The 12422-nt window shown below is 42.0% G+C and carries 12 protein-coding genes; 7 read left to right on the top strand and 5 right to left on the bottom strand.

Features of this window, described 5'->3' with window-relative positions:
* The first annotated feature begins 219 nt into the window (after nt 1–219).
* Nucleotides 220–807: a hypothetical protein gene (locus KSK55_RS14205; protein ID WP_218607379.1), complete on the top strand. Its 588-nt coding sequence runs from the start codon at nt 220–222 to the stop codon at nt 805–807.
* Here KSK55_RS14205 and KSK55_RS14200 read toward each other — a convergent pair.
* Nucleotides 755–1348: an endonuclease dU gene (locus KSK55_RS14200; protein ID WP_218607378.1), complete on the bottom strand. Its 594-nt coding sequence runs from the start codon at nt 1346–1348 to the stop codon at nt 755–757. The genes KSK55_RS14205 and KSK55_RS14200 overlap by 53 nt on opposite strands.
* A gap of 108 nt (nt 1349–1456) precedes the next feature.
* Between KSK55_RS14200 and KSK55_RS14195 the strand changes: the two genes are divergently transcribed.
* Nucleotides 1457–2497: a tetratricopeptide repeat protein gene (locus KSK55_RS14195; protein ID WP_218607377.1), complete on the top strand. Its 1041-nt coding sequence runs from the start codon at nt 1457–1459 to the stop codon at nt 2495–2497.
* A 24-nt stretch (nt 2498–2521) separates the two neighbouring features.
* On the opposite strand, the gene KSK55_RS14190 is transcribed toward KSK55_RS14195, so the two are convergent.
* Complete coding sequence (locus KSK55_RS14190) at nt 2522–3238, bottom strand: DNA alkylation repair protein (RefSeq protein WP_218607376.1); 717 nt, start codon at nt 3236–3238, stop codon at nt 2522–2524.
* A 410-nt stretch (nt 3239–3648) separates the two neighbouring features.
* On the opposite strand from KSK55_RS14190, the gene KSK55_RS14185 reads away from it, so the two are divergent.
* From KSK55_RS14185 to KSK55_RS14175, 3 genes are all read left to right on the top strand, one after another.
* Complete coding sequence (locus KSK55_RS14185) at nt 3649–4815, top strand: TIGR04083 family peptide-modifying radical SAM enzyme (RefSeq protein WP_218607375.1); 1167 nt, start codon at nt 3649–3651, stop codon at nt 4813–4815.
* Between the two features lie 88 nt (nt 4816–4903).
* The gene (locus KSK55_RS14180; protein WP_214420828.1) at nt 4904–5407 is read left to right on the top strand and encodes an HdeD family acid-resistance protein; all 504 of its coding nucleotides are present in this window, start codon (nt 4904–4906) and stop codon (nt 5405–5407) included.
* An 89-nt stretch (nt 5408–5496) separates the two neighbouring features.
* A complete protein-coding gene (locus tag KSK55_RS14175; protein WP_214420827.1) occupies nt 5497–6243 on the top strand; it encodes a ribonuclease Z in 747 nt (248 codons plus the stop codon).
* 1 nt (nt 6244) lies between these two features.
* Here KSK55_RS14175 and KSK55_RS14170 read toward each other — a convergent pair whose 3' ends face one another.
* Complete coding sequence (locus tag KSK55_RS14170) at nt 6245–6919, bottom strand: MarC family protein (RefSeq protein WP_218607374.1); 675 nt, start codon at nt 6917–6919, stop codon at nt 6245–6247.
* Between the two features lie 173 nt (nt 6920–7092).
* Between KSK55_RS14170 and KSK55_RS14165 the strand changes: the two genes are divergently transcribed.
* Complete coding sequence (locus KSK55_RS14165) at nt 7093–9132, top strand: cache domain-containing protein (RefSeq protein ID WP_218607373.1); 2040 nt, start codon at nt 7093–7095, stop codon at nt 9130–9132.
* Nucleotides 9133–9161: 29 nt separating this feature from the next.
* On the opposite strand, the gene KSK55_RS14160 is transcribed toward KSK55_RS14165, so the two are convergent.
* On the bottom strand, nt 9162–9455 hold the full coding sequence (locus tag KSK55_RS14160) for a GYD domain-containing protein (protein WP_214420824.1): 294 nt from the start codon (nt 9453–9455) through the stop codon (nt 9162–9164).
* Between the two features lie 133 nt (nt 9456–9588).
* Here KSK55_RS14160 and KSK55_RS14155 point away from each other — a divergent pair, with 133 nt between their 5' ends.
* Nucleotides 9589–11118, top strand: a complete 1530-nt coding sequence (locus KSK55_RS14155) for a transglutaminase-like domain-containing protein (RefSeq protein WP_218607372.1) — start codon at nt 9589–9591, stop codon at nt 11116–11118.
* 24 nt (nt 11119–11142) lie between these two features.
* Here the strand turns inward: KSK55_RS14155 and KSK55_RS14150 are convergent, their stop codons facing one another.
* On the bottom strand, nt 11143–12360 hold the full coding sequence (locus KSK55_RS14150; protein ID WP_218607371.1) for an FprA family A-type flavoprotein: 1218 nt from the start codon (nt 12358–12360) through the stop codon (nt 11143–11145).
* Nucleotides 12361–12422 lie beyond the last annotated feature (62 nt).

The following is a 12422-nucleotide window of genomic DNA, read 5'->3' as shown; positions in this document are numbered from 1 at the left end:
AGCATTTCGTTCTAATTATCCCAAATGGTTTACCTTGCACTATAATTACCGGTATAACTTTAAGTAGACTCTGACGTCTTGCATTCATACATCGACATGAAGTCATCTTCATCAGACATCATGTATTCACAAACACACTCGTCGCATACGAGTAGTCAGTCATCAAAGAACCAATTCATAATTTTCATATCCATTCTCATTGAACCAATGTGGCACATTATGGGGTTTGATGTTGCGGATTCAAGTACTCATTCTATCATTCTAATGGTAATGATAACAATTATCATTGGTGCTCTCATATTGGCATATTTCTTGGGATTTATACAACTTCCCTTTCACAATTGCCTGGCGCCAGCTATCATTCAGATTGTTGGGGTGAATCATAATGGTGAGAAGCTTGAAAGCCAGGTGGTAATCAGATCGTTTTCCCATGAAGAAATCAACAACAGTCACCTGATGGCAAGAATAAAAGTGAATGATGAATATCTTCTTGCCTTTATATCTACGCTTGATGGAAATGATTTTATTCCAACTAAACATTATGGTGTGAAAACCATTGGAGGTTCAGGGTGCAGGGGGCAGTTTTTCGCTCCGAAGGAGACCATAGTGATCGATCTGAAAAATGGTTTTATTCACCCAGGAGATAATGTTGAACTTCGGATATATCGAAAATTAATCGGATGCCATTCTCCTTTGGCTCCAGGAAACCTCCTTGATTCAGAATATATGGAAAAATACGAGGAAGAGTTTATATTTAGCCAGATGAAGGATTATCGATTATTTTCCCAGCATTGGTATTATGCATGATGGTTCGGGCACACAGTCTGGCAACCCTGACAGGTTCAGGAATTTTTCCATGAAGGGTAAATATTCTGCATAACTTTATGACTTCATTATCCGAACAACCATATCCCCTGGCATACAAAAACAAACCTGTTTTAAGGGGGACAACCATTCTCTCTCCAAGGTCTTTGTATGCTTTTATCCGTTCCTCATCTCCAGGAAAATGATGTCTGATATGGCCTGATAGGCCATTTGAATCCTTATATGAGACACAAATCACAGGAAACCCGGTTTTTTCCATAATCTCCACCGGATTAATCACATTATACCATGCGATGACACACCCATTCAAAAGGATTGCATTCACATCCTGACGGCCAAGAGACGTTATCATCCGGATTATCTCTGCCGTTGCATCCATCCCCCCCACCCGGACTTTTCCAAAGCAGAAGCCGTCAATATGCAGGTCCCGACGCATAACAACTCCGCAGAGAACCGACCAGTCATGGTGTGCAAAAGACTCGGAGATCCCTAATACCCGGATACCCTGCTTTTGGAGCTGCATATCAATAGATCATCTGTTCAGGTACTAGAATTCTTGCGAACCTGAAAAGTATGTATCATCATGGCTCAAGTCCAATCCTATCAGAGGTACCAGATTCTGGAGATGAGAATGACATCACCACAGAGTTGTGCAGGAATTCTAACGCACATCCGAGACCATGTTCCCAGTGATAAGAGTCAGGTTATGGAATACCTCACTGATATGGAGCATCATTATGCAGGACACCCATGTCAGAAGGAGATATCTGACCTCTTTGCATCTCTGGCAATCCAGTCATTCTCTCATGTTGAATTTCAGACCTTCATGTCCCGGGTTCAAAATCCGGATATAATTGTAGAAGCGGTCCTTGGATCTGTCCGTTCACTCCTGAACGAACGAAATGGAATGGCTGCAGAGTCAGCTTTGTTATACATCCTTCCCTATGCTGAGCATCCGAATGAGGGAGAGGAAAAATATCTGTCATTTCGGGATTTTATCGAGTATGCATATTATATAACCTGGCTCTCACCGGAGCAGACTTTTAAGGTTCATCCCTATCAAAACTGCGATATCCTATTCCAGTCAGGACAACTCGCCTTGTTAAAAGGAGAAAAGAATCAAGCCAGAGCTATTTTCAGGTTCCTTTCAGAACTGAGTCCGGTCAATGATTCCATATTGTTTGCCCGTGCTGATATGTGTCGGGAAGGGAGAATCCTGAATGAATTTCGCAATCTTACGAACCAATGTTTTGAGTATGCCTGGAAACCTGATGACCTGGCCCATGCCTACCGGAATATGGGATATTACCTGACAGAAATGGGTGATTATACCGGAGCAGTCACCTGCTACCTAATGGCCACCACGTGGGAGGACTCACCAGAGACCGCTCGGGAACTGGCATATATCAAGGAAAAGGCTGGCAAAGAGCCGGATGTGCCTGCTATTCTCTCCCATGGTCGTGAGATTCTGGATGAACGAAATATCCCCTATGGTCCGAATCCGAAGATCATCGAACTGATGGTCTCGTATGCAGAAGAATGCAAACAGGATGGTGATTTCTTTGAAGCCAGAAAGTATCTCAGCCGGGCAAAAGCACTTGAATTAAGCGACAGTCTGGAACGGGAGATAGAGGTCATTGAACGGTTTATTGAAGACAATACTATTTTCTGATCTGAATAAAAATATGGGATGATACTATTTCCAGTCCTTTTTCATCGCTTCTGCCCGTCTCTCTTTTGGCATGAGTTCAATTGCATAGCGGAGTGACGTTCGTGGCATCTCTTTTTTATGAGCAAGAACATACTCAAAAATAATATCCTCATGCTGTCTGCTTGCTTCTTTTAATAGCCAGCCATATCCCTTCCTGACCAGATCATCCTCATCAGTAAGCAGAGCATCGGCTATCTCAAGAACATCATCCAGGTATTTTCCACGCTTTGCCGGAATAATGAGAGAGACAGCAGCTGCTCGCCTCATCCACTGGTTTTCAGAATGGGTCCATGTTTTTAATTCACCGATAAAATCAGGATACTTATCGATAAAGTCACCCATCGAGTGGTTACAAAAACTGTCACATGCAGCCCAGTTGGTGATATAGTTCATAATCCAATGTCTGAAGGTGATCATGTCTTCTGGCTCGAACTGGTCTTTGAGGTTAGGGACCCAGGAAGCAACAATACCCGTCTCTTCCAGATATCCTGACAGAAAAAGTTCCTCGCAGAGAGAGAATATTTCTTGTTTACTTCTGGTATTCACTTCTTTCCAGTATTTTTTAGCAATCTTTGATACCCCGGCAGATTTACATCCGTACGCTTTCACTTCTTGCTTGAAAAACCGCTGATAACTGGTTTTAGTCTTTTCGTCGATGGAGGTAGACAATTCCTCTTTTATCTTCCGGATGATCGGATCCATGTATGAAATTGACAGCACATCATATTGACATATTCGAAATCCAGATTTTGTTCATATCCTCTCCTGTTCATTGTGATATGAAATATAGTCCTCTTTCGGATCAAAGGGATCTTAGAATCTATCCTGAACTCTTCACCAAGAGAACAGTGGGCTTTTTTATAATGGGTGTTTTCACTGAAAAATAAACGATACATGAGGAAAAGAGCGGATTTACCTCAATAGGACAGACATGACGGATATATGAATTCTTGATGGTAATCCATTAATTGAGAGTTAAACGGCAGCGTGCGCTGACTATCACAAAACATGCTCATACAACATATAGTGATTTCTTATCCATGATACAGACCAAATGGTGCATCTAATAAGTCTTCGGAGGAGTACTTATTCAGGAGAATTGTGGTAGACCGATGAAAACCCCTTTTCATATTATGATAATCCCGACTCTTGGCTGCCCATCCAATTGTAAATACTGCTGGAGCTCGGAAGAAGGATCTCCAGTGATGAATATTCAGGTTGTAAGGGATGTCGTATCCTGGCTTTCAGATTTTCGGGATGATCCGGTCACGATAACCTTTCATGGCGGTGAACCTCTCCTTGCCGGATCTGCCTTTTATCGTGCGGCTCTCCCCATTCTTGCACAGGGTCTAGCGAAAAATAAACCCTCATTCGCGATTCAGACAAACCTATGGCGAATGACTCCGGAACTTGCGAAGATTTTTGCAGAATACCATATTCCCATTGGATCTAGTATCGATGGTCCTGAGGATATAACCGATTATCAGCGGGGTGACGGGTATTTTCAAAAGACGATGGAAGGGTACCGGGTTGCACGGGAGCATGGCCTGAATGTCAGGTTCATCTGTACATTTACCGGCTATTCTGAAAAACAGCGGGAGCCCATCGTACAGTTTTTCATCGACCAGGGTTTTACGATGAAACTTCATCCGGCACTTCCTTCACTTCGAAGTGACAGCCCAAATGAGTGGGCGCTGGCCCCGGAGAAATTTGGGGCTCTCCTAGTCTATCTCCTGGATCAGTCACTTGACCACTACCATGAGATTGACATTATGAACATCAATGACCTGGTCCGGTGTGTCTTTACGAGAAGGGGGAATGTCTGCACTTTTGCCGACTGTATGGGAAATACCTATGCCATCGGTCCGGATGGGAATATCTATCCTTGTTACCGGTTTGTCGGCATGGAAGAATATGTCATGGGCAATGTCCGTGACCGGCCGACACAGAAAGAACTTGATGAATCAAAGGCAGGCCGCCTTATGAATGATTTCAAAGCCTACGTGGATACCCATTGTTCATCCTGTTCCCACATCCGGTATTGCCGGGGAGGATGCCCGTATAATGCAATTGCCCCGTCCGGTGGAGAGATCACCGGTGTTGATCCTCATTGTATTGCATATAAACGGATATTTGATGAAATCACCGATCGGATGAATACCGAGATGTTTGATGCACCACCGATGTTCGGGGGATTCGGACCTGGGCAGACGGGCACAGGTTTGGGAAAACAAAAACCTGGAATAATGGCTCTCATGCAGAAGATTGCTATGCAATAATCATCCCTCCATCTGATTAGGGATCAATTCGGATTTATGGATGGTGGTACAATCATCCTGTATGAACATGATCTGGGTGAGCACGGGTATGTCCAGACAGACTACTGTGGTAGCCATACTCATCGGTCTTCTTATGCTCGTCTTTTCCCCCTTTATCCCTGGCATCATCGGGGTGTTTCTTGCCGCAGTAATATTCCTGATATCGCTGATTATTGTGGGTATTGGCTATTCAGTGAGAGGATCAGGGTTTTCTGTTCCGTTTATGCTCCTTGGAATTATCGGTGTATGTGTTAGTCTGTATGCTCTATTCAACCCTGATATGACGGTCTCGCTTATGGGGATCTTACTGGGGGTCATTATCCTCATGATGGGTATCATGCAACTCGGGTTTTCGTCTGGGTTTGTTCAGGACCGTATATCCTGGATTTTTCTGATTATCGGAGGGTTGTTGAGCATTTTTGTCGGGTTTTATCTCATTCTTTATCCCCAGGACGGGATGCAACTCCTTGTCGTGTTTATCGGGTGTTATCTGATTGCGTATGGAGTGATTGGGGTAATCAGAGGCAGATCATCGCAGACCTATATCTATTGATTTCATCTCTTTTTTTAAGAGTTAATGTCATTTGTTGAGACTGGAACACGCCTTATATCAGTTTATGAGTTCGATGTATTCATGATATAATGGAAGAGATCACAGTAATTTTTCATGGAACGAACGGATGGTACACCTCGAAAACAGGGTATACCACCTGCATCACCATTGATACTCCTGACTGTTTTATCATTCTCGACGCTGGAGAGGGTTTTACAAAGATTCCGGATGTATATCCATCCATACAAAAACCTGCCCTCTTGTTCTTCTCTCATTTTCACCTGGATCATATATCCGGCCTTCATACTCTGGCTCGGTGTCAGTTTGAAGGCGGTCTGTCCATCTATGGTCCTCCGGGGGCTCATATGTTATCCAAATTTATCGGGTATCCCTACACCGTCCCCCTGAGTGAACTGACCTACCCAGTTACGATAATGGAACTAGTAGAAGGCAGGTGTAATCTCCAGATTCCGGTTCAGACTGCATTCCTTGTTCATAATCAGCCGGTTTTCGGGTACCGGTTTGAACTTTCAAAAACAATTACGTTCTGCACAGATACCGGACCATGTGAGGGTATTTTAACCCTGGGAGCAGATGCAGATCTTCTTATTACCGAATGTGCCTATCTCCCCGGACAGGAAAATCCCGGATGGCCTCATTTAAACCCTGAAGTAGCAGTTCGTCTTGCGACTGAGGCAAGGGCAAAACGACTGGCACTGGTTCATTTTGCCGCAGATCTCTATGCATCACTTGATCAGCGAAGTGCAATAAAAAATATCGGCCCTCAGTTTTCTGATGTAATTATAGGCATGGATGATATGGTCATCAAAATGTAATTTATCCGGACAGGGAAGGGAGGATCATGGTGGTGATCGCTCCTGTGATCCCCTCCAGAGTCAATTGGACAGCAATTGCTGCAAGGACAAGCCCCATCAGACGGACCAGGATCTCAATTCCCTGGTTTCCAAACACCTTGCCTATGAAATCCGAACTCATATTAAGCAGAGTAATGAAGATGACAATAAGAAGGATGACAAGCAGTCCTCCGAGGAATGCTGTTTCTGTCGGTGCATTACTCCCAAAAAGAATGGCTGCAGCAATCGATCCCGGACCAACATAGAGCGGGATGCCAAGCGGGACAATAATGGTCGGTAGAATGGATTCGTTCTTCTCAAGAAGCATCTCCTTTCCGGTATCAGAGATAACTTTGTTCATGGTTATGGTATGTGTTCCGCTCATCATTGACAGGGCAACACCGAAGAGAATTATGCCTCCTGCTATCTGGAAAGCAGGCAGCGATATATGGAAAAAACTCAGAACCATCTGACCAGAAAAGAGAAATATTGCCATCGCTGAAAAAATAAATACAGACAGGTACAGAGCGGTTTTTTTCCGGACATGTGAACTGAGCGAACTGGTATATGCAATAAAAAAGGGAAGGTTTCCAAATGGATCCAGGATTGCAAAAAATGTTCCAACTGCTCCGACCAAATATCCGATATCTGAAACCATGAAATTTATCTTAATAGTATTAGTCAACATGCTTTATTGAGATATGACATTGGCTTACCAGAAATTTACAGTAGGAAATTATTATAATCCACCTTGATAAGTAAAATATAATAGACAAAACGATATTTGCTCTAAACATAACCAGAACGAAGAGAAGAAGAGAGATACATGAAATGAAAGACTATTCATTCCGTTTGCCCCCATATATTCCATATACTCTTTTATTTGTCGCAATTTTTCTTATTCTGGGTATTCTTTTAGGCCTTCTTTATTATGAATATGAAGAGGAAGTGGTTCAGAGAGTTTATGATCAGGGATTTTCAATTTTAAATCAGGTTGACAATGAAATTCTCGATCAATTCACTGCATATCGCACTGCATTGCAAAAATTAAGTACAAGACAAGATATCATAACAACTACCGACCAGGGCAAACGGATCTTAAAGTTTTATTATGAATTAAATCAGGACGAAATCAGTGCGATATCACGTGTTGACAGAAATGGTAAAGTCGTATATACATATCCCGAAAGACCTGAACTGATCGGAACCAATATTTCAAACCAGTCACATGTACAAAAGATCCAACAAACTCAAAAACCAGTATTGTCTGATATTTTTCAATCAATTCAGGGATATAACGCTCTTGCGTACCATTATCCGATTTTTCTCAATGGAACATTTGATGGCAGCGTCGCAATATTAATTCCATTTACAACAGTCTTTGAAAAGAAATTATCTCAAGTAGAATTAACAAAAGGAGGAAAAGCATGGCTTGTATCAGGCGATGGAATAATTCTTCATTCACCATTCAAAAGTGATTACGGAGCCAGTTTTTTTGAACAATACAAAGAGATTCCCTCATTTCCTAAATCATTTGAAGGAATCAATTCGCATCAGGCAGACATACATACATTCTTAATACCAAACAATGGATCATTTCCATTTGAACCAGGTCTCTATGATATAGTACACAAACCTCTCGCATTAGAAGATTCATATTGGGATCTTTTTTTTATTACACCCAGAAAAGTGGTTGTAGCTGATATGCAATCCTTCCTTACGAGTATTGTATTGATAATCATCAGCATATTTGTAATGGTATCCTTCTTTATTTTGCTTTTATTCAGGCAACGAAAACAGATACAGGAAAAACAGATTCAAGTATCGATCGAACGTGCAATTGGTCAGGAAAAGGCCCAGTTAGTATCAATCCTTGAAAGTATGGAGTCACTCGTGTTTGTAATTGATCCAGATGATAAATACATCATATACGCGAATCCGACTGCAAAAAAATATTTTGGAGAGAGTGTATTAGGACAGTCCTGCCAAACCATATTCCTGAAAAAAGATGAAACATGTCCAAAATTGTGCATAATACAGGACATTATTCCAGGAGAGACACAAACAGTAAAAGAGCTTTTTATACAGACAATAAATCATCACTTTCAGGTATTCTCAAAAAGAATAAGTTGGCAAAGTGGAGGAGAGAAGATCCTCATAGTAATGAATGACATTACCGAACAAAAAACACTTGATCTTATGCTTCATCAGGCAAGAGAAAAACTCAGGATCCTCAATTCAATAACCAGTAATGAAATAATGAACCAGATTTTCATTCTTGGTGGATACTTTGAGATTGTTCGTGAAGCACAATCAGATGAGGAGCGTATTCTTTATCATAACAAATGCCATGAATCGCTCAAAAAGGTAGAAGAACTTGTAAAATATCTGCAAGCATATCAAGGGCTGGGTCAGAGTCATCCAAAATGGCAGAATGTAAATGAAATTACCATTTATGCATTTTCACATTTATCATCAAGGTCAATTGCTCATGTTGTCACAACTGGATCATTGGAAATCTATGCTGATCCTCTTCTGGAACAGGGATTCGAACAATTAATCAGAAACTCAATAATTCATGGAAAAACAGTTGATACAATAACCTTGACTGCATCAATAGAATCTGAAAGTGAAGATTTGCTCCTTTCCTACACCGATAATGGACAGGGAATAGAACCGGAGAATAAAGAAAAAATATTCAATAAGGGATATGGTTCGGGTCAAGGCTCAGGACTAGGCCTTTTCCTGGTCAGAGAAATATTATCTATTACCGGTATAGAAATTCATGAAACCGGTATCTATCAGGAAGGGGCCAGATTTGAAATGAAAATCCCAAAAGGGGCCTATAGGTATGATTCAGGCTCTGATTGATCGATATCTTCAATGTTATTTCATCTTGATTAATGGTATTTATCAATTACTGAATAGAGTTGTTCAGGTGGCATCGCCATTAATGTCTCTGAACTTACTGTACTAAACCTTCCAATTTCAAAGAGAATCATGGTCATGACATCTTGTGATGGTGCTTCGATAATAGCAACAAAATCATATTGTCCAAAGGTATAATAAAGAGAAACTAAATTACCGCCGGCCTTTTTGATAATATCAGCTGCTCTCCTATCTCGTTCCTTAAACTCCCGTGCCTGTTCCAGGGCCAGGTTTGTCAATCTTCCAAGTAAAATAAAGGTAAGCATGGTGAGTAATTGACTACCAGGGTAATAAACCTGGTGTCATCCAGAATAAAACGATTGTCAATTTTTTCAGGTTCTTTTTTCAGAGAGTCAGATTATAAAGAATTCCTACGATCAAAGAGGTTTTTTATTATAAATGAGTACTACTCAATCAGGTAGAAGAACAATGGTTGGACGGTTATATACAGGAATGATATTATTCCTGATTCTTATTACAGGAACAAGTATCACAGCGGATGAAATACAATCCCCAGAAATTCTATTTCAACAGGCTGAAAAAGCTATGAATGACTCAAGGTTTGAAGAGGCATACTACTTTTTTATGAACAGTTCGGTGGAATATGCTGCAGAAGGGAATCAGGAAAAAAAACTGGATGCTCTCCGACAGGCAAAACGGATAAGTTGGATGTTTAGCGAGATGATCTATAACCAGACCAGCGCGGATGAGACCATTGCTCATACATTTCCCCAATTCTCACATGATGAACGATCAGCCTTTTTAAAACCTGGAGCCTCTATTCAGTTCGTATCTGACGGAAAAACGTATTATTATGAAGGAATTGCACGGAATGTTCAGTACCAAAACAAAACATTGAGCCAGAATATGACAAGGTCACTGAATGAATCCCCATTTTTTGACCAGATTATGCCCTATATTAGCGCTCCCCGTGATGAAAAAAACCCGCTCTATCAAAACCACACTTTTGTTGGAACCGGTAAAATGAGCATTCCACGCAATTTGTTGCCAGATAATGGAACATTGCAGATATGGCTGCCCTTACCAGTAGAAATAGAGAGCCAAACGAACATTTCAGTCCTTTCACTAGAACCTGAGGACGATGTAATCTCTGGTCCGGTAACAACGGGCACAATTGGGGAGGTTTATTTTGAGATCCCACTTGATGAGGTGACAAGTGAATATGTCAACACGTCGGTTGAGGTGGCGGTGACGACAAGTCCACGGATTAATAACGTAAACCCGGATCTGATCAGCGGATACGATACCTCATCAATGTTATACCAGAGATACACTCACAGTCAGCCAAATATCAACGTAACTCCTGAAATTGTTGAATTGGCACATGAGATAGTTGGTGATGAGAAAAACCCATATAAAAAAGCAAAATTGATTTATAATTATATCCTTAACACCCTTCCCTATAGTAATGTGCCACATAGTCACCTTACCGCAATGAACATAAGTGAATCAGATTTTGTACATGAAACAGGATTTGGAGATTGTGGAACCCAGAGTGTATACTTTTCGGCTCTCTGTCGGGCAGTAGGAATCCCTGCACGGGCTCCAGGTGGGTATCAGATAGTACCAGGACATCAGGGAACGCATTTCTGGGCAGAGTTTTATCTCCCCGAATATGGGTGGATTCCTGTTGATGTGACCGTGGCAGACGCAGCAGACTGGGCCTACAATGCAACCCCGGAGCAGATAGCAGAGTACAAGGATTTCTTTTTTGGCAATCTGGACCCATACCGGTTTACTATTCAGACCGATGTGGATGAGTTATTTAGCGGTGAGCCAAATCCTGATATTCTCATGACTTTTGTCCATCAGAAACCGGCAGTGGTATGCACATCCTCCGATTCTGATCTCGAGATGCTGGGGATGATCTATGCGTCATTTACCTTTGAGGATATCACCGCAGAATAAAAAAGGGATCAGGCTGGAATCCCTTTATTCTTTTATTGCTTTTGCCATCTCAAGACCGGCATCGAATGCCTGATCAAGTTCATTGACATCGGGAACAAATACGACTTCCATTGTCTTCGTTACATTGAATCCTGCTGTTTTGAGTTCATCTGCAATCATAGCCGGAGCACCGCCTTTCCCGCCCATAGAACCGAAGGTCATTGCATAACGTTCACCGGTGCGATCAAAATGCAGTCCTTTCAGATAATAGATAAGGTCCCCGATGCTTGGATAGGGCATATCATTAATGGTTGGAATACCAATCATCAGACCCTTTGACTCCAGGATGTGCTTTACAATCTCCGACCGTTCATCCTCATGCAAGTTAAAGATCTTCACATCACATCCACCGGTCATGACTCCTTCTGCAAGAGCATGGGCAAGCATCCGGGTCGAACCATGCATGGTATCATAGACGATTGTAACCTTTGGTTTGATGAGAGTTCCGGTAGCCCAACCAACATATGCGTTGATGATCTTTGATGGATCTGTCCAAATCTGCCCATGGGAGGGGGCAATCATCTTCACTTTACTGATGAGATCAAGATTTGCCAGTTCAGATGCTTTTTTGATAAAAAGTCCTGAAAGCGGGACTATAAGGTTGGCATAAAATTTTTGTGCTGCATCCATCAGAACCGTTTCAGAAATCTCGCTGTCAAGACGCTTCGAGAAACAAAGATGCTGGCCGAATGCATCGTTCGGGAACAAGATTCCATCCTCTACAAGGAGGGTGAACATTGAGTCAGGCCAGTGAAGAAGAGGGGCTTGAACAAATGCCAGGGTTTTTTTCCCATAGTCAAGGGTATCCCCGGTTTTGATGTGTCTGAAAGTTGCACCCTGTAATGCAGGGTAATGTCTTATTAGCCCTTTCTCGGCAATCTCGGTACAATAGATGGGTGCTTTTGGGAATTTTTTATGAATCTCTGGCAGGGCTCCAGAGTGATCCTTTTCGACATGGTTCTGGACGATGATATCGATATGAAGATCCCGTCCCTCCTGGTTACATGCATCAGTGATTCTTCCCCACATCTGTGCAGACTGTCCAGGATAAACATTATCAATCAGGACTGTCTTTTCACCAAAGAGAAGGAATGCGTTGTATGTCGTTCCATCAAGGGTATATCCGTGGTAGGATCTCAGGTCCCAGTCCAGTGTTCCGACCCAGTATACTCCATCTGCGATTTTATATGCACTTGCTTTCATGGTTCAACTCGTTAGTATTAGTACGAACATTCTATTGTGTGCGAACAAATATGAACCTTCCG

The organism is Methanospirillum hungatei (genome assembly GCF_019263745.1).
In the GTDB taxonomy this organism is placed as follows: Archaea; Halobacteriota; Methanomicrobia; order Methanomicrobiales; family Methanospirillaceae; genus Methanospirillum; species Methanospirillum purgamenti.
This window is presented reverse-complemented; position numbering and strand designations above follow the sequence as displayed.